Annotated in this window: 16 protein-coding genes; 9 read left to right on the forward strand and 7 right to left on the reverse strand. The window is 63.3% G+C overall.

The window, feature by feature from the left end; all coding sequences use genetic code 11:
* Positions 1-146: 146 nt before the first annotated feature.
* Positions 147-911, reverse strand: coding sequence for an RNA methyltransferase (locus ACGYLD_RS03430; RefSeq protein ID WP_271693680.1), 765 nt, complete (start codon positions 909-911; stop codon positions 147-149).
* A 122-nt stretch (positions 912-1,033) separates the two neighbouring features.
* Here ACGYLD_RS03430 and ACGYLD_RS03435 point away from each other — a divergent pair, with 122 nt between their 5' ends.
* Positions 1,034-1,657 carry a thiamine phosphate synthase gene (locus tag ACGYLD_RS03435; protein ID WP_168613092.1) on the forward strand — a complete coding sequence of 208 codons (624 nt, stop codon included), beginning with the start codon at positions 1,034-1,036 and terminating at the stop codon, positions 1,655-1,657.
* A gap of 40 nt (positions 1,658-1,697) precedes the next feature.
* Here ACGYLD_RS03435 and ACGYLD_RS03440 read toward each other — a convergent pair whose 3' ends face one another.
* Positions 1,698-2,843 carry a HupE/UreJ family protein gene (locus ACGYLD_RS03440; protein ID WP_394401167.1) on the reverse strand — a complete coding sequence of 382 codons (1,146 nt, stop codon included), beginning with the start codon at positions 2,841-2,843 and terminating at the stop codon, positions 1,698-1,700.
* A 46-nt stretch (positions 2,844-2,889) separates the two neighbouring features.
* Between ACGYLD_RS03440 and ACGYLD_RS03445 the strand changes: the two genes are divergently transcribed.
* The 4 genes from ACGYLD_RS03445 to ACGYLD_RS03460 all read left to right on the forward strand — a co-directional run bounded on the left by ACGYLD_RS03445 (position 2,890) and on the right by ACGYLD_RS03460 (position 6,362).
* A complete protein-coding gene (locus ACGYLD_RS03445) occupies positions 2,890-3,669 on the forward strand; it encodes a DUF4198 domain-containing protein (RefSeq protein WP_394401169.1) in 780 nt (259 codons plus the stop codon).
* A 42-nt stretch (positions 3,670-3,711) separates the two neighbouring features.
* Complete coding sequence (locus tag ACGYLD_RS03450) at positions 3,712-4,596, forward strand: PfkB family carbohydrate kinase (protein WP_394401172.1); 885 nt, start codon at positions 3,712-3,714, stop codon at positions 4,594-4,596.
* Positions 4,593-5,525 (forward strand): pseudouridine-5'-phosphate glycosidase, encoded by a 933-nt coding sequence (locus ACGYLD_RS03455; protein WP_394401175.1) that lies wholly within the window; start codon positions 4,593-4,595, stop codon positions 5,523-5,525. The genes ACGYLD_RS03450 and ACGYLD_RS03455 overlap by 4 nt, the downstream gene beginning before the upstream one ends.
* A gap of 84 nt (positions 5,526-5,609) precedes the next feature.
* Complete coding sequence (locus ACGYLD_RS03460; RefSeq protein WP_067262054.1) at positions 5,610-6,362, forward strand: DUF502 domain-containing protein; 753 nt, start codon at positions 5,610-5,612, stop codon at positions 6,360-6,362.
* Here the strand turns inward: ACGYLD_RS03460 and ACGYLD_RS03465 are convergent.
* Complete coding sequence (locus tag ACGYLD_RS03465) at positions 6,342-7,376, reverse strand: patatin-like phospholipase family protein (protein WP_067262055.1); 1,035 nt, start codon at positions 7,374-7,376, stop codon at positions 6,342-6,344. The two genes, ACGYLD_RS03460 and ACGYLD_RS03465, sit on opposite strands and share 21 nt — an antisense overlap.
* Before the next feature lie 5 nt (positions 7,377-7,381).
* Positions 7,382-8,167, reverse strand: coding sequence for a 3-hydroxybutyrate dehydrogenase (locus ACGYLD_RS03470; RefSeq protein WP_394401178.1), 786 nt, complete (start codon positions 8,165-8,167; stop codon positions 7,382-7,384).
* 393 nt (positions 8,168-8,560) lie between these two features.
* Between ACGYLD_RS03470 and ACGYLD_RS03475 the strand changes: the two genes are divergently transcribed.
* Positions 8,561-10,291: an extracellular solute-binding protein gene (locus ACGYLD_RS03475; protein ID WP_394401181.1), complete on the forward strand. Its 1,731-nt coding sequence runs from the start codon at positions 8,561-8,563 to the stop codon at positions 10,289-10,291.
* On the opposite strand, the gene ACGYLD_RS03480 is transcribed toward ACGYLD_RS03475, so the two are convergent.
* A complete protein-coding gene (locus tag ACGYLD_RS03480) occupies positions 10,280-10,903 on the reverse strand; it encodes a helix-turn-helix domain-containing protein (RefSeq protein ID WP_394401184.1) in 624 nt (207 codons plus the stop codon). The two genes, ACGYLD_RS03475 and ACGYLD_RS03480, sit on opposite strands and share 12 nt — an antisense overlap.
* Before the next feature lie 102 nt (positions 10,904-11,005).
* On the opposite strand from ACGYLD_RS03480, the gene ACGYLD_RS03485 reads away from it, so the two are divergent.
* Together ACGYLD_RS03485 and ACGYLD_RS03490 are read left to right on the forward strand one after the other, a co-directional pair.
* Positions 11,006-11,650 (forward strand): DsbA family oxidoreductase, encoded by a 645-nt coding sequence (locus tag ACGYLD_RS03485; RefSeq protein ID WP_271693669.1) that lies wholly within the window; start codon positions 11,006-11,008, stop codon positions 11,648-11,650.
* 148 nt (positions 11,651-11,798) lie between these two features.
* On the forward strand, positions 11,799-13,004 hold the full coding sequence (locus tag ACGYLD_RS03490) for a multidrug effflux MFS transporter (RefSeq protein ID WP_209218961.1): 1,206 nt from the start codon (positions 11,799-11,801) through the stop codon (positions 13,002-13,004).
* Positions 13,005-13,023: 19 nt separating this feature from the next.
* On the opposite strand, the gene mfd is transcribed toward ACGYLD_RS03490, so the two are convergent.
* Entirely contained in the window at positions 13,024-16,494 is a 3,471-nt protein-coding gene (gene mfd / locus ACGYLD_RS03495; protein WP_394401187.1) for a transcription-repair coupling factor, read from the reverse strand.
* Positions 16,495-16,525: 31 nt separating this feature from the next.
* On the reverse strand, positions 16,526-17,053 hold the full coding sequence (locus ACGYLD_RS03500) for a component of SufBCD complex (RefSeq protein WP_136720314.1): 528 nt from the start codon (positions 17,051-17,053) through the stop codon (positions 16,526-16,528).
* A gap of 119 nt (positions 17,054-17,172) precedes the next feature.
* Here ACGYLD_RS03500 and hemB point away from each other — a divergent pair, with 119 nt between their 5' ends.
* Positions 17,173-18,177: a porphobilinogen synthase gene (gene hemB, locus ACGYLD_RS03505; RefSeq protein ID WP_394401190.1), complete on the forward strand. Its 1,005-nt coding sequence runs from the start codon at positions 17,173-17,175 to the stop codon at positions 18,175-18,177.
* Positions 18,178-18,200 lie beyond the last annotated feature (23 nt).

Consider the following 18,200-nt stretch of genomic DNA (forward strand, 5'->3'; position numbering starts at 1 on the left):
GCCGGGCCATCGCCTGCCCGCCCCACGGGTAGGCGATTTGGCAAGGACAGGCGCGACACTGCGGCAAAGCATTGATGCTGCACCATAAAGTGGCAGAAAAACCTTCAGGATCGCCACCCCACGGGCAGCCGATGGCCCTCAGTTCCTCAGCCCTTCTCCTTCCAGCGGACCATTTGCCGCAGGATGCCGTGCAACATCTGCACATCCGCCCGCGTCAACGGCATCCGCGACCACATGTTGCGAAGGTTAAGCTTCATAGAGGCGACCTTATGCTCGGGGAAGAAGAACCCGGCCTCGGTCAACTGTTCCTCGTAATGCCGCGCCAAATGGTCAACCTCGGCGCCCTTGGCCCAATCGGTGCCCGCCATCTCGACGACCTCATGGGTCACCTCGCCCTGCGCCCGCATCCATTCGTAAGACATCAACAGCACGCATTGCGCGAGATTGAGAGAGGCGAACTTCGGATTCACCGGGACCGAGACAATGGCATTGGCCTGCGCGATATCCTCATTCTCAAGCCCTGCCCGCTCGGGTCCGAACAGCACCGCAACCCGTTGGCCCGCCGCGATTTTCTCTGCCGCCAGCCGCATCGCGGCTTCGGGGCTGCAGACCGGTTTCGTCAGATCGCGACTACGCGCCGTGGTGGCAAAGGTGAAATCGCAATCGCCAAGCGCGTCGGGCAGATCGGCGCAATGCTGTGCCTCGTCCAACAGCCGCCCCGCCCCCGAGGCCATGGCCACGGCGGATTGGCTCGGCCAGCCGTCGCGTGGGGCCACGACCCGCATGTGATCGAGGCCAAAATTCCACATCGCGCGCGCCGCAGCGCCGATGTTCTCGCCCATCTGGGGGCGGACAAGCACGATGGCCGGGATCGGCGCGGGCTGAACGGGGGAGGATGATGTCTCTGTCATGCGCGCCTCATAGCCCCTGCGCCTGCGCACCGCAAGAAAGCCCGCGCGACGCACGCATATCCGTTTTCTTTTGCAACGCCCTGCGCTAGTCAGGCTCCCAGACCCGATTAAGGACAGTGACCATGGACGCGCCAGAACAGCCGCAGATTTACCTTATTACCCCGCCCGAAGTTGAGCTGAGCCAATTCCCCGCGCAACTCGCCGCCGTGCTCGACGCCCATCCGGTCGCCTGTGTGCGCATGGCGCTTTCGACCCGGGATGAAGACCGCCTCGCCCGCGCCGGTGATGCGCTGCGCGAAGTGACCCATGCGCGCGACGTGGCCTTGGTGATCTCGGATCATCTGCTGCTGGTCGAAAAGCTCGGCCTTGACGGTGTGCACCTTAGCGATGCCGCCCGCACCGTGCGCCATGCCCGCAAAGAGCTGGGCGATGATGCCATCGTCGGCGCCTTCTGCGGCACATCGCGGCATGAGGGGATGGCGGCAGGCGAAGCCGGGGCAGACTACATCAGCTTTGGCCCGACCCAAGCCAGTGCGCTCGGCGATGGAAGCTTTGCCGAGGCCGATCTGTTCCAGTGGTGGTCCGAAGTCATCGAAGTGCCTGTCGTCGCCGAAGGCGCGCTTGACATCAACATGATCCGCGACCTCGCCCCCCGGACTGACTTTTTCGGCATCGGGACCGAGATTTGGGACAAGGACGATCCGGTGGCCGAACTCGCAACCCTGATCGCCGCCATGCAGGGCTAAGCGGCCCTTGGGGCAGCCCGGTCAAGGGCTGCCCGCTCGCTTACAGAAACACCCGTTCGATGAACCAATAGGCCCCGACCGCCGCGATGACGCAGGAGGCGGGGACCGCGATGACGCGGCGATACCAATCGCGCTTCATCGCCCAGCCGACCAGCACGAAGGCGATGGCGATCACCGCAAGCTGGCCCAGTTCCACCCCGATATTAAAGCCAATAAGCGCCGGAACGAATTGCCCCGCAGGCAGGCCAAAGTCCCCCAGCACCGAGGCAAAGCCGAGCCCGTGCAGCAGGCCGAAGCCAAAGATCACCAAGGGCCGCCAACGGTTCAGCGCGGAGTGAAAGATATTCTCGACCGCGACATAGGTGATCGAGGCGGCGATCAGCGGCTCGACGATGGCACCGGGCACGTTAACCCAGCCCAAAGCGCCAAGCGCCAGCGTGACCGTATGGGCCAGCGTGAAGGCGGTGACCTGCCAGATCAAAGGCCGCAGACGGGTCGACAGAAAGAACAGGCCCAAGACGAATAGGATGTGATCCAACCCTTTGGGCAGGATGTGGTCGAACCCAACCGGGATGTAGCTGACGAAAACCTGCCAGCCGCTTTCAGCATCGCCGCCCCCAAGGGCGATTTCGGGGCTGGTCTCACCGCCCGACAGATAGCCGGTATAGGGCGCCTCCACCCCTTGCTGGCGCAGCACCAGCGCGCCCGCGCCATCCGGCCATGTCACTTGCACCTCTTCGGCGCCTGCCGGCACCGCGCCCTCTAGTCGCCATTGACTGTCGCGCGGCAGTTCGGCGTCGACCCCTTCGGGCACTTCGAGTGTCACACTCTCCAACGGCACGGCGGCGCCATCGACGCTGAGCAGCGGCAGGCTGTTCCAGTTGAGCAAAAGCTCGGGCGCGCGGTCGGCGATGCGCGCGGCGGGCAGGCTGCGCAGCGCATCGTAATCGCCCGCATTCTCGGCATTGTCGGTGTCTTCGACGGTATCGAGGTCGATGCCCGCCAAGAGCGCTTCGAGGTTGACCTCCAGCGCCAGCACCGCCCGTCCGTCGACCACGGTCAGATCCGCGATGGTAGGTTTGACCTCATGCGCCTGTGCACCCGCGCCTGCCGAAAGCAGTACCGCGCTTGACAACAGCCACAGCAACGCCAGCTTGGTTCTTAACAAAATGAAAGTTCGCTTCATGAAACTGTCCCAGTTGTCCGCTATTATTTTCAGTATCTTATCGGCAGTGCCTGCCTTTGCACATGAATACTGGCTGTCGCCGGTGAACTATCAAGTGGAAAGCGGTGAAAAGATCGCGGCGCATTTTCGCAATGGTGAGGAATTTACCGGCGCGACTTTCCCCTATCTGCCCAACCGGCTCACACATTTCGAGGTCAAAATCGGCGGGAAAGAGGTCCCGCTATCGCCGCGCGCGGGCGACAGCCCTGCCCTGACGCTCCCCGCGCCCGAGGGTGACGCGCTGGTCGTGGCGGTGGCCGAAACGACGCCCTCCAAAGTCACCTATGAGGACTTCGACAAGTTCCTCCGGTTCGCCAAGCATAAGGATTTCCCCGAGGCTGAGAGCGATCACCGCGCGAACGGATGGTCGACCGATAAGGTTGTCGAAAGCTACACCCGCCACGTCAAAACCCTGATCGCCCTCGGCGCGGGCACGGGGCAGGATGCGCCCACCGGCATGGCGACGGAGTTCGTGGCGCTGACGAATCCCTATGACGCAGATTTCGCGGGTGAGATGAAGGTGGCACTCCTCTATCAAGGCGCCCCTCGCGCCAACGCGCAAATCGAAGTGTTCGACCGCGCTCCAGATGACAGCGTGACCATCACCCTTCACCGCACCGATGCGGCGGGCGAAGCACTGGTTCCGGTCACGGCGGGGCATGAATACCTCTTTGACGCGGTGGTGCTGCGCGCGGCAGCAGAGGCGCAAGCGAGCGCGGGCTACGACCCCGATCAACCGGTCTGGGAAACGCTCTGGGCGGCGCTGACATTCGCGGTGCCACAATAACGCCGCTTGCGCGTGGGGAGATTTGGCGGCTAGAAGCGCCGCATGACCAAGACAGCTGACATCCTTTGCATCGGCTCCGTCCTTTGGGACGTGATCGGCCGCTCTGAAAACGCCATGCGCCAAGGCTCTGACATGCCGGGGCGGATCAGCCGCCTGCCCGGCGGCGTGGCCCTGAACATAGGCATGGCGCTGGCGCGCTTTGGGCTGACGCCCGCGCTGCTCTCTGCCGTGGGGCGCGATGCCGAAGGGGATGAGTTGATCGCCGCCTGCGCCCTGCGCGGGCTGATCACCGATCACGTCTACCGCTCGGACGATCTGCCAACCGACCGTTACATGGCCGTCGAAGGGTCCAACGGGTTGATCGCCGCGATTGCCGATGCCCATTCGCTGGAGGCTGCGGGCGACAAGATCCTGCGCCCGCTGGAGGATGGCAGCCTGCCCAGCCCCTATGAAGGGGCCGTGGCGCTGGACGGCAACCTGACCGTCGAACTGCTGGCCCGCATGGCGCAAAGCCCGCTGTTGGCAAAGGCCGACCTGCGCGTCGCGCCCGCCTCTCCCGGCAAGGCGCTGCGGCTCACACCTTTCCTCAAGGCCGGGCGCGGTACGCTTTATGTGAACCTTGAAGAGGCCGGGCTGCTCTGCCAGTCGAGCTTTGACGATTCCCCCACCGCCGCCCGCGCCCTACTGGCCCGTGGCGCACGCCGCGCCGTGGTGACCGACGGCGGCAACCCCGCCACCGTGGGCCAAGGCGACGAGATCATCACCCTCACCCCGCCGCAGGTGCATGTCGCCCGGGTCACGGGTGCAGGCGATACATTCATGGCGGCCCATGTGGCCGCTGAACTTGGCGGTGCCGTTGCGCAATCCGCCCTCAAGGCAGCACTTGATGCCGCCGCCCTTTACGTTTCCGGAGAGACCAAGATATGACCACCGCCACATCCGCCCTGCCCCTGACCTTCAGCGCCGAGGTGGCCAAGGCCCGCGAAAACGCCGCGCCGATCGTGGCCTTGGAAAGCACCATCATCACTCATGGCATGCCCTATCCGCAAAACCTCGAAGTGGCGCGGCAGGTCGAACAGGACATCCGCGACGCAGGGGCCGTTCCCGCCACCATCGCCGTGATCCGTGGCGCGCTGCACATCGGTCTGGACGATGACCAACTGAGCGATTTGGCCCAGGCCAAGGATGTGGCCAAACTGTCGCGCGCCGATATGGCCGTCTGCATCGCCTCGGGCGGGACAGGTGCCACCACCGTCGCCGCCACCATGATCGCCGCCAATCTAGCGGGCATCGAAGTCTTCGCCACCGGCGGCATCGGCGGCGTGCATAAGGGCGCGGAAGACAGCTTTGACATCTCCGCCGACCTCATGGAACTGGCCCAAACCCCCGTCACCGTCATCGCGGCGGGCGCCAAGGCGATCCTCGACGTGCCGAAGACGCTGGAAGTGCTGGAAACCCAAGGCGTGCCGGTCATCACTGTGGGCCAAGACAGCTTCCCCGCCTTCTGGAGCGCAGGCTCGGACCTGCAATCGCCGCTGCGCCTTGATGATGCCGCAGCCCTTGCCAAAGCCCACCGCACCCGCGCCGCCATGGGCCTGCCCGGTGGCCAGTTGGTGGCCAACCCGATCCCCGCGGCAGAGGAAATCCCCGCCGCCGAACTCGCCCCGATCATCGCGCAGGCCCAGTCCGAGGCCGATGCCCAAGGGGTCCACGGCAAGGGCGTGACCCCCTTCTTGCTGCAACGCATCTTCGAGCTGACCGAGGGCCGCTCGCTGACCGCCAATATCGCGCTGGTGCGCAACAATGCCCGGCTGGGGGCCAAGATCGCCGCAAACCTCGTCAACCTGCCGCGTTAAAGGCGAAAAACACCGGGGAGCCATTGCCGGGCCGGGGCATACGCCTTAGCTATGTTGCGATTAACTCTTCGGAAAACGGCGCAGATGAACACACCTTTTGATCCCGACCCAACGCAGGTCCGGCGCAGCCTTGTCGCAAGGCTGCGCGCGTCTTTCCTGACCGGTCTGGTCGTGATTGCGCCTGTCGGGCTGACCATTTGGCTGATCTGGAGCGTGGTCGGCTGGATCGACGGTTTCGTGCTGCCATTGGTGCCCAAAGCCTACCATCCCGACCGGCTGCTCCAAGATTTCTTGGGCCTCGACCCGTCGATGCAGTTCAACGTGCGCGGCCTTGGGGTGGTGATCTTTCTGATCTTCACCGTCATGGTGGGCTGGGCCGCGAAAGGGCTGATTGGCCGTTCGATGATCCGCTTCGCCGAAAGTCTGGTGGAACGCACCCCCGTCGTGCGGACGATCTATTCCGGCATCAAACAGATTTCCGAGACGATCTTCGCCCAGTCCGAGCGGAGCTTTGAGACTGCCTGCCTGATCGAATACCCCCGGCGCGGCATCTGGGCGCTTGGCTTCATCTCGACCGAGGCGAAGGGAGAGGTCTTGGCCCGCACCAATGCGGGGGGCGAGATGCTCTCGGTCTTCCTGCCGACCACGCCGAACCCCACTTCGGGCTTCTTGCTGTTCCTGCCACGCGAGGATGTGATCGAACTTGACATGAGCGTCGAAGACGCGGCGAAGCTGGTGATCTCTGCCGGGCTGGTCTATCCGCCGCGCCCCGGTGCCGATCTGCCCGAGGCGCTGGCGCTGTCGGACCCTGAAAACTCAGCCGAACATCGCGGGTAGATCGACGCTGCTGCGCTGGTTCAGATCGTCGAAGTGCTCCTCTAGAAACCGGTCCGCCGCCGCCACGCCTGCCTCATGCAGCGCCCGGATCACCGCCGGGTTGGGCATCAGTTTCGTCGCCACCGACAGCTGCGCCATCAGCGCGTCATCGGCGATCATATGCATGTGCACCCGCTTCATCCGTCCCTCCGGCAGGGTGCCATCCGCAATCAGCCGCTGAACGAAGTCAATCGCCCGCATCTCGCGCAAGAGGCTGGAGTTAAAGCTGATCTCATTGATGCGGTTCTGGATTTGCTGCGGCGTGACCGGCAGGTCTTCGCGGTCGAGCGGGTTGATGTTCACCACCACGATATCTTCGGGCAGGTCATCGCGGAACAGCGGAAACAGCGCCGGGTTACCGGTATAGCCGCCGTCCCAAAACGCCTCGCGCTGGCCGGTCTGGGCGTCGTCAATCTCAACCGCCTTGAAGATCGTCGGCAGGCAGGCCGAGGCGAGCAAAGCATCAGGCCCGATCTCATCCCCCTCAAACACCCGGATCTTGCCGTTGCGGACCCGTGTGGCGCAGACGAAAAAGAACGGCGGCTTATGCGCGCCCACTTTGCCGTAATCGAACCGGGCCACGACATCTTCGAGCGGGTTGCGATAGAACGGGCCGTAAGCATAGGGCGAGACGACCCGCGTCAGCGAATCCGAGATTGCCATGGGCAGCGAATATTCCATCGCCTGACTGAGCTTGTCCAAACCGAAAGGCGCCAGCCAATGCGACAGCCGCAGGTCCGAAATGCCAGAGACCTGCGCCCAAAGCCAATCGAGATTCTCCCGCGCGCCCTCGCGACCGCCCGAGATCATCCCCGATTTCAAGGCCGCGCCGTTCAGCGCCCCCGCCGAGGTGCCCGAGATCCCGCAGATATCCAGATCGTCCTGCTGCAACAGCCGGTCGAGCACCCCCCAAGTGAAAGCGCCATGTGCGCCGCCACCTTGGAGGGCGAGGTTAATGCGTTTCTTGACCGCCACGGCGCTTACAAGGCCGTCCAGCCGCCATCGACACTGATCGTCGTGCCGGTGATCTGCGCCGCTGCATCCGAGCATAGGAAGGTTGCCGTGCCGCCCATCTGCTCAACAGTGGCGAATTCGCGCGAAGGCTGACGGGTGAGCATGACCTGTTCGATCACCTCTTCGCGGCTCATGTCGTATTCCTTCATGGTGTCGGGGATCTGCTTCTCAACAATCGGGGTCAGCACATAGCCGGGGCAAATCGCGTTGCAGGTGATCGGGTCTTTCGCCGTCTCAAGCGCTGTGGTCTTGCTGAGGCCGACAATCCCGTGTTTCGCGGCGATATAGGCGGATTTATAGGGCGATGCGGTCAGACCATGGGCGGAGGCGATGTTGATCACACGGCCCCAGCCCGCTTTGCGCATCATTGGCAAAGCCTCGGCGGTGGTGTGAAAGGCCGACGACAGGTTGATCGCGATGATCGCGTCCCATTTCTCGGCCGGAAACTCAGGGATTGGCGCGACATGCTGGATGCCCGCGTTGTTCACCAGAATGTCACAGGCCCCCGCTTCGGCAATCAAACGCCGACAGTCCGCCCCCTTGGACATGTCGGCCTTGATGTAGCGGGCCGTTACGTTGCATGTCTGCGCAATCTCCTGCGCCAGCGCATGATCCGCCTCGTCATCGGTAAAAGAGTTCAACACGATATCGGCCCCGGCCCGCGCCAGTTCCCAGGCGATGCCCAGTCCGATTCCAGAGTTCGATCCCGTGATGACGGCTGTCTTGCCGGACAGGTCGATGGTGAAAGCCATGGCGCGTCTCCTTGTTCATGCTGCGCCTGCATCATGTACTGCGCGCGCGCCAAAGGGAAAGGGTTTGCGCGAAGGAGCTTAAGGGTCGGTGAAAATTGGCCAAAAAAAACGCCCGCGCGAGGCGGGCGTAAGTTATTGAGGCAGGTTTCATACAGGCAAGAAACCTATCGAGCAGTGACCTCTGTATACGCCTTTCACGCTCACAATCCAAGCTAAAAGTTTGATAAGGCGAGAATCCGCGGGTATGGAATAACTCCAACAAAATAAGGGCAGATCGTGATTGTTTCAAAAATGAGCTGGGAATTTTTCTCGAAAGCACGGGGCGTTGCGGCCCTTTCTTCACTGATTCTGCTCTCGGGGGCGGCATGGGCTGCCCCGCAACATGGAATCGCCATGTATGGCGAGCCTGCTCTACCGGCCGATTTTGACGCCCTCCCTTACGTGAACCGCGAAGCCCCCAAGGGGGGTGAGATCGTTCTGGGCAATACCGGGGGATTCGACAGCCTCAACCCCTTCGTCCGCAAGGGCACCGCGCCTTGGCAGTTGCCGCATTTCACCCATGAGACCTTGATGGGGAGGTCCTGGGATGAACCCTTCGCGCTTTACGGCCTGCTGGCCGAGACGATCGAGGTGCCCGAAGACCGCGCGTGGGTGGAATTCACCCTGCGCGAGGAAGCGCGGTTTTCCGACGGCACGCCGGTCACGGTCGAGGATGTGATCTTTTCCTTCGATCTGCTCGGCACCGAAGGCCACCCCCGCTACCACGGGCTGCGCCAACAGATCGACAGTATCGAACAGACCGGCCCGCGTAGTCTGCGCATGACTTTCAACAGCGACAACCGCGAGCTTGCCCTGCTCGCCGGGATGCGCCCCATCCTGAGCAAGGCGCAATGGGAGGGGCAGGACTTTGCCAATGCCCCCCTGTCCGAAATCCCCTTGGGCAGCGGCCCCTATACCATCACCGACTATCAGGCGGGCCGCCATGTCACGCTGACGCGCAACCCCGATTACTGGGGTGCAAAGGTGCCCTTTCGCCAAGGCACGCATAACTACGATGAGGTAAAGATCGACTTTTACGGCGATGCCAATGTGCTGTTCGAAGCCTTCAAGGCCGGTCAAATCTCTGCCGTGCGCGAATTCAACGCCGAGACTTGGGCCACGCAATACGACTTCCCCGCGATCACCCGGGGCGAGGTGGTGAAATCGACCTTCCCGCATAGCAAACCGTCGGGCATGACCGGTTTTGTCATGAACGCCCGCCGCGCGCCTTTCGACGATTGGCGGGTGCGCGACGCGCTGATTTCGGCCTTCAACTTCGAGTATATCAACGAGACGCTTACCGGCGGCACCCTGCCCCGGATCACCTCTTATTTCTCGAACTCTGATCTTGCCATGCGCGACGGTCCGGCGTCAGGGCGGGTTTTCGATCTGCTGGCCGATTACGTCGACACGCTGCCGCCCGGCGCGGTGGATGGCTATCGGCTGCCGGTGGGTGACGGCTCTGCCCGCAACCGCGCGGGCATCCGCGCCGCGATGCAGCAGTTGAATGCCGCAGGTTACGAGGCCGAAGGCGGCGTCATGCGCCGGGGCGACGGCACGCCGCTGACCTTTACCATCCTTCTGTCCAAGGGAAGCCGTGAAAACCTAGCGATTGCAGAGCTTTACACGCAGGCCCTCAAGCGGCTTGGCATCACCGCCGAGATCGAAACCGTGGATGATGCGCAATTCGTCGCACGGCAGAACAGCTATGATTTCGACATGACAACCTTCCGCCGCGCCCTGTCGCTCAGCCCCGGTACAGAGCAGCGTTTCTACTGGGGGTCGGAGGCCGCCGATCTGCCCGGCACACGCAACCTCATGGGCGTGCGCTCTCCGGCGGTGGATGCGATGATCGACAGGATGTTGCAGGCCCGCGAAACGGCGGATTTCGTCGCCGCGACCCGCGCGCTCGACCGTATCCTCACTGCAGGGCGCTATGTCATCCCCTTTTGGCAATTCGACGAAGGGCTGATCGCCCATGACGCGCGCATGGCCTACCCCGAGACGATCCCGCTTTACGGCGATGGGCCGAACTTCATGCCCGAGGTCTGGTGGTGGCAACCGGCGGAGGGGTCAGACCAGTGAGGTCACCCAGAGGATCGTCGCATCCTCATCACTGAGCGAGACGACATTGTGCCCCATGGTAGCGTCGTAATAGGCGCTATCGCCGCGGCGCATGTCGACAGGCTCGTAGAACTCGGTAAAGAGCCGCACCATGCCAGTCAGCACATAGAGGAACTCCTCCCCGTCGTGGCGCACCCAGCCGTCGAACTCCTCCATCCGGCGGGCGCGGATGCGGGCGCGGTAGGGCAGCATCTGCTTCTTGCGCAACGCGTCGGCCAGTAGGACATGCTCATAGGTGCCGGTGGCCTTGGGCGCGCCTTCCTCGGCGCGGGTCACGGCCATGCGGCCGGTGATCTTCTCCCCCGCGGGCGGGGTGAAAAGCTGCGGCACGGTGATCTCTAGCCCCACGGCGAGCTTCTTCAGCGCGTCATAGGTGGGCGACATCAGCCCGTTCTCGATCTTGCTCAAGGTCGAGCGCGCCAGCCCCGCCTGCCGCGCGGCCTGTTCCAGCGTCCAATTACGCGCCTTGCGCAGCTCGCGCACCCTTGCGCCAAGGTCGACCGGCGGGGCGGTCTCGCTCGCGCCGCTTTCGCGGGCGATCTGGATCAGGGAACGGGGCGACGTATCTGTCATGGACCTGCTATAGCCGCGCCCCGGGGCGCTTGCAACGCTGCCCGCTTGCGATACCGGCCCCGGCCCGCTATGCCCATTGCGCAGCAATAGATGGGGCGCATCATGGCCGAAGCGATCAAACTCGATATCATGTCAGACCCGATCTGCCCGTGGTGCTATATCGGCAAGGCGCATCTGGACCGCGCTTTGCAAGACCATCCCGACCACCCCTTTGCCATCGAATGGCACCCGTTCCAGCTCAACCCCGACATGCCGCGCGAAGGCATGGACCGGCGCAGCTATCTTGAACGTAAGTTCGGCGGCAAGGAAGGCGCCGTGCGCGCCTATGCACCGGTTGTGGAACATGCCGAGAAGGCCGGGCTGAATATCAACTTCGAGGCCATGCAGCGCACGCCCAACACGCTGGATGCGCACCGTCTGATCCATTGGGCCGGGATCGAAGGCCGCCAGACCGCCGCCATCTCTGCCCTTTTCAAAGCCTATTTCGTCGATGCCCGCGACATTGGTGACGCCGAAGTGCTGGCCGATATCGCCGACAGTATCGAGATGGACGCCGGCGTCGTCACCCGCCTGCTGAAATCCGATGTCGACGCGCAGGACATCCGCGACCGCGATGCCCATAGCCGCAAGATGGGCGTGAACTCGGTGCCGACCTTCATCGTTGCCAACACCCATGCCGTCCCCGGCGCGCAGCCGCCCGAGCTATGGGCGCAGGTCATTGCCGATCTGACCAATCAGCAGGACTAAACAAGGCGGCAATCATTGCCAAGTTAAGCGTTCTCGACTATCGAGAGCGCAACCACAAGTTATTCCCTGAATCCTGCCCAAACGGATCCGCCGTTCGGGACAATCGCCGGAGTGCGCCTTCGTGACCACCGAAAAACCAGAATTCTCCATGGGGCGGATCGAATTCGTCGGCCTTATCGCGATGATGATCGCCACCATCGCCTTTTCCATCGACGCGATGCTGCCCGCCCTGCCCGAGATCGCGGCGGAACTCTCGCCCGAGATGGCCCACCGTGCCCCGCTGATCCTGACAGCCTTCGTGCTGGGCATGGGGCTGGGCACATTCTTTAGCGGCGCGCTGTCGGATGCATTCGGCCGCCGCAACGTGGTCTTCGGCGGGGCGGCGCTATATTGTCTTTCGGCCTTCGTCGCTTGGATGAGCAACTCACTCGAAGTCATGCTCGTGGCACGCATCTTCCAAGGGCTTGGCGCTTCTGGCCCGCGTGTGGTCGCCGTGGCGATCATTCGTGACCTCTATGCGGGGCGCGAGATGGCGCGGATCATGTCGGTGGTGATGATGGTCTTCGCGCTGGTGCCCGCCTTGGCCCCGATGCTGGGCGCGGGGATCATCCTCACGGCGGGCTGGCGCGCGATCTTCATCGCCTTCATGGCCTTCTCGCTCATCTCGGTCATCTGGATGGCCCTGCGTCTGCCCGAAACCCTCGCCCCCGAAGACCGCCGCCCGTTGCGGGCGCGGCTGATCATTGGCGCGGTGCGCGAGTTGGTGGGCCACCCCACGGTGCGCCTGTCGATCCTTGTGCAGTCGCTTGCCATGGCGATGCTCTTTTCGATGCTGATGCTGGTGCAGCCGATCTATGACACCGTCTATGGCCGGGGCGAAAGCTTCCCGTTGTGGTTCGGCGGCATCGCCGTGGTGGCGGCCAGCGCCAGCCTGATCAACGCGCTTTTGGTCGTGCGCTACGGCATGCGGCGGCTGGTGACCATTGCCTTGGGCGTGCAAATCCTGCTGTCGGGCGCCATGTATTTCCTCAACCTCGGCGCCCTGCCCGACCCTTACGGCTTCGCCGCCTTCGTGTTCTTCCAGACCTGCCTGTTCTTCCAAGCGGGGCTGACATTGGGCAACCTCAACGCCATCGCGATGGAGCCGATGGGCCATATCGCAGGCATGGCGGCTTCGGTCGTGGGGGCAATTTCCACCGTGCTGGCGGCGCTGATCGCCTCTCCGGTGGGGTTGATGTTCGACGGCACGACCAAGCCGCTGGCGTTGGCCATGCTGCTGATGGCAATCGCGGCCTATGCGCTGATGCTCTACATGGGGCGGGTCGAGAACCGGCAGCCGGCGGCGGCGGAATAACCGCCGCCTTTCGAAGGGCTTAGCCCTTCGCCTTGGCCTTTTTTGCGGTCTTTTCCTTGGCGATTACATGTTCGGCCAAGTCGCGTGCGATGGCAAAGGCGCCTTTGATCTTATCGGCATCCGTCTTCCAATCCCGGCGCACGACGATCTTGTTGTCCTTCACCTTCGCCAGCCCGCGCTGGTCTTGAATGAACTTCACCAACCCCTCGGGCGAGGCGAACTTGTCGTTGTGGAACTGGATCGTCGCGCCCTTTGGCCCGCCGTCGAGCTTAGCGATCCCGGCGCGTTTGCACATCGCCTTGATCCGCACCACCAGCATCAGCGTGTTGACCTCCTTCGGCAGCTTGCCGAAACGGTCGATCAGCTCGGCGGCGAAGCCTTCCAGCTCAACCTTGGTCGAAAGCTCGCTGAGACGACGGTAGAGGCCGAGCCGCACGTCGAGGTCAGGCACATAGTCTTCGGGAATCAGCACCGGCACGCCAAGGTTGATCTGCGGCGCCCATTGCTCGTCGGCCTCCGACAGCCCCTCAAGTTCGCCCGCCTTGATCTTGGCGATCGCCTCTTCCAGCATGGACTGATAAAGCTCGAAACCCACGTCGCGCATCTGGCCGGACTGTTCTTCGCCCAGCAGGTTGCCCGCGCCGCGAATGTCGAGGTCTTGGGAGGCCAGCGTGAAGCCCGCGCCGAGCGTGTCGAGGCTGCCCAGCACCCGCAGGCGTTTCTGCGCCGTGTCGGTCAGCTTCGCGCGTGGCTTGGTCGTGAGATAGGCATAGGCGCGGGTTTTCGAGCGCCCCACGCGGCCCCGGATTTGATAAAGCTGCGCCAGTCCGAACATATCCGCGCGGTGCACGATCATCGTGTTGGCGGTGGGGATGTCGAGGCCGGATTCCACGATGGTCGTGGCCAACAGAATGTCGAACTTGCCGTCGTAGAAAGCGTTCATCCGGTCGTCGAGCTCCCCCGGCGCCATCTGGCCGTGGGCGACGACGTAGGTCAACTCTGGCAGCTGCGCCTTCAGGAACTCCTCGATCTCGCGCAGGTCGCTGACGCGCGGCACGACATAGAAGCTCTGCCCGCCGCGGTAATGCTCGCGCAGGAGCGCCTCGCGGATGGTTACCGCGTCGAACTCGCTGACATAGGTGCGGATCGACAGACGGTCCACGGGTGGCGTGCCGATGATCGACAGATCGCGCACGCCCGTCAGCGACAGTTGCAGGGTGCGCGGGATCGGCGTGGCGGTGAGGGTCAGCACATGGATGTCCGTGCGCAGCGCCTTCAACCGCTCCTTATGGGTGACGCCAAAGTGTTGTTCTTCATCAATAATCAAAAGGCCGAGGTCGTTGAAACGAATCCCCTTTGCCAGCAGCGCATGGGTGCCGATCACGATATCGACCGTGCCCTTGGCCATCCCCTCACGCGTCGCCGCCGCCTCCTTGGCCGAGACGAAGCGGCTGAGTTGCCGCACGTTGATCGGGAAGCCGCGGAAACGTTCCGCGAAGCTCTTGTAGTGCTGACGCGCGAGCAGCGTCGTCGGCGCGATCACCGCGACCTGCACGCCCGACATGGCCGCGACGAAGGCCGCGCGCATCGCCACCTCGGTCTTGCCGAAACCCACATCGCCGCAGACCAGACGGTCCATCGGGTTGCCGGAGGTCAGATCGTCGATCACATCACCGATGGCGCGAAGCTGGTCGTCGGTTTCCGTGTAAGGAAAACGGGCCGAGAAGGCGTCCCACATCCCCGGCGGCGGGTCGAGCACGGGCGCTTTGCGCAGGCTGCGTTCGGCGGCGATGCGGATGAGCTTATCCGCCATCTCGCGAATGCGCTCTTTGAGCTTGGCCTTTTTCGACTGCCATGCCCCGCCGCCGAGCTTGTCGAGAAGCCCTTCCTCATGGCCGTAGCGCGAGAGCAGTTCGATATTCTCCACCGGCAGGTAAAGCTTTGACTGTTCGGCATATTCGAGCACGAGGCATTCATGCGCGGCCCCGGCGGCGGTAACCACCTCCATCCCGTGATAGCGCCCGATGCCGTGGTCGACATGGACCACCAGATCGCCGGGGCTGAGGCTTTGCGCCTCGGTCAGGAAGTTCTCGGCCCGGCGCTTGCGTTTTGGCGCACGGATCAGACGGTCGCCCAGCACGTCCTGTTCGGAGATCACCGTCATCCCCGGCGCCTCGAACCCATGTTCCAGCGCCCAAACCGCCAGATGCAGCCCGCGCTTTCCGATGCGGGTGGCATCCATCACCGGGATCGCCTCGGCCAGACCTTCGTCTTCGATCAGCCCGGTCAGGCGCTCCCGCGCGCCTTCGGAGTAGCTGGCGATTAGCACCGGCCCAACTTCAAGCTTTGCTTTAATATGCGCGGCCAAAGCACCGAAAAGACTAACGGATTCCTGCTGACGCTCAGGGGCGAAGTTGCGCCCGAGCCGCGCGCCTGCATCCAGCACCCCCGGCCCCGTGGGCTGCGGCAGCGGATTGAACTGGATCACCCGATGTTCCAGCAGCGCTTGGGTCCAGGCCTCATCGGTCAGGTACAGCCCCTCAGGTGGGGCCGGTTTGTACACGCTGTCCATCTTCGAGCGCGTCTTCATCGCCAATTTGCGGGTCTCATACTGGTCTTCGATGGTTTCCCACCGCGCAATCCGCATCGGGGTCAGTTGATCGTCCAGAGTGACCGTCGCCTTGGGCAGATAGTCGAAAAGCGTTTCCAGATCGTCGTGAAAGAACGCCAGCCAATGTTCCGCGCCCTGATGTTTGCGGCCCGCGCTGATCGCCTCGTAAAGCGGATCATCGGTGCCCGCGGCGCCGAACTCGATGCGGTAGTTCTGCCGGAAACGGGTGATCGCTGCCTCGTCGAGAATGACCTCGCTCACCGGGGCAAGTTCCACCAGATCAAGCTTTTCGGTCGTCCGCTGCGTCGCCGGATCAAACCGCCGCGCACCATCCAGCACGTCGCCGAAGAGATCAAGCCGTACCGGGCCAAGATCACCGGGCGGGTAAATGTCGATGATCCCGCCGCGCACGGCGTAGTCGCCCGGCTCCATCACCGTGGGGCTTTGCACAAAGCCCATGCGCACCAGAAACGCGCGCAGCGCCTTTTCGTCGATCCGGCTGCCGACGCGGGCGGCAAAGGCCGCGTCGCGCAGGGTGTCGCGGGCGGGAATGCGTTGGCTGGCCGCGTTCAAGGTCGTCAGCAGGACGAACTGATCGGGCATCCCATGCACCAGCGCCGCCAGCGTCGCCATCCGCCGGGCCGAGATATCGGCATTGGGTGACACCCGGTCATAGGGCAGACAATCCCACCCCGGGAAGGTGACGACCGGCATGTCGGGGGCGTAGAACCGCAAGGCGGCCTGCATCGCCGCCATGCGTTTGTCATCGCGCGCCACATGGACCACCGGCTGGCCGCCCTTGGCGATTTCATCAAGGATGGCGCGGGCATCATAGCCTTCGGGAACGCCGGAGAGGGTGATATAGCGCGGATCGTTCATCGGGTCTCAATTGGCCCTCAGAGGGGGGCTGTCAACCCGCCAGCGGGCCGATGCTTAGATTTTGATACATTCCCCAAAGCGCGGTCACGAAGATCGAGACCATGCCGATGATCTGGGTGTAAAGCCGGTGCCGCATCAATCGCCGCCGCAGCACCTCACCGGTTGACCCTTCGATGCGAATGAGCCGCGCGGTCGACAGGCTCAAAAGCCCCACCAGCGACATGGGAAAACCCAACAGCAGCAAGGCTTGGGCGAACTCGATGCCATAGACGAACCCCAAGAGCACCAGAGAGGTCAACGCGAAGAACCCCAGCCCCAAGAGCCACAGCCCCGAGACCTGCGAGATATAGAGCATCCGGTTCACGTTGATCCGCACGATGTCTTCCAGATCGGCCTCGGCCTCTCCGCCATAGCGGCGGGCGCGCAGGACCATGTCGAAGGGCACGCCGAGCACCCAGTGGCTTGCCGTTGACCACATCACAGCCAGCGCGATCCAGAACCAAAGGTTCGAGAAAGAGCGCATGTCGATCATTTCGAAAAGGGTTTGATACCAGTCCAAGGCGTGCTCGTCCGAATATTGAGTTCGGATCTCTTAGCGGTCCGGCGCGACAATTCATAGGGTTGAGGCGTTCAAAAATACATGGCAAGCCCGTGCCGAGCCATTCTGAGGTATAATTGATGCAACCCGTCCACGCCCCCTTCCCCGCCACACGCCTGCGCCGTACCCGTGCCAATGCCGGTATCCGCGCGTTGGTGCGCGAGAATGACCTGCACTTGGGCGATCTGATCTGGCCGGTTTTCGTGCGCGAAGGCGAAGGCGTGGAAGAGCCGATCCCCTCCATGCCCGGTGTCATGCGCCGCTCGGTCGACACCTTGGTCCCGGCGGTGCGCGCAGCCGCGGATCTGGGCATCGGCACGGTCTGCGTCTTTCCCTATACCGGGCCTGAGGACCGGACCGAAGATTGCGCCCGCGCATGGGATCCGCAGAACGCCACCAACCGCGCCATCGCCGCGATCAAAGAGGCGGTGCCGGAGATGGTGGTGATGACGGATGTGGCGCTCGATACCTATAACATCAACGGCCATGACGGTTTCGTCGAAGACGGCATCATCGTGAATGACCGCACGGTCGAGGCGCTGGTCAAGATGGCGCTGGCCCAAGCCGAAGCAGGGGCGGATATCATCGGCCCTTCGGATATGATGGACGGGCGCATCGGCGCGATCCGCGCAGGTCTCGAAGAGGCCGGGCATCAAGATATGATGATCCTGAGCTATGCCGCGAAATACGCCAGTGCCTTCTACGGCCCCTTCCGGGACGCGGTCGGCGCCTCCTCGGCGCTGACCGGCGACAAGAAGACCTATCAGATGGATCCCGCCAATAGTGACGAGGCGCTCCGGCTGGTGGCACGCGACCTCTCGGAAGGGGCGGATATGGTCATGGTCAAACCCGGCATGCCTTACCTTGATATCTGCCGCCGCGTGAAAGACGCCTTTGGCGCGCCAACCTTCGCCTATCAGGTCTCGGGCGAATACAGCATGATCAAGGGCGCGGCAGACCAAGGTTGGATCGACGGCGAACGCGCGATGATGGAGAGCCTTCTGGCCTTCAAACGCGCGGGCTGCGACGGCGTGCTGACCTATTTCGCCCCCGACGTCGCCCGGCTTTTGCTCAAAAGCGCGTGACCTAAGGGCGTAAATCTGCGCAA

This window comes from Sulfitobacter sp. 1A12056, from assembly GCF_043558125.1.
Classification (GTDB): domain Bacteria; phylum Pseudomonadota; class Alphaproteobacteria; order Rhodobacterales; family Rhodobacteraceae; genus Sulfitobacter; species Sulfitobacter faviae.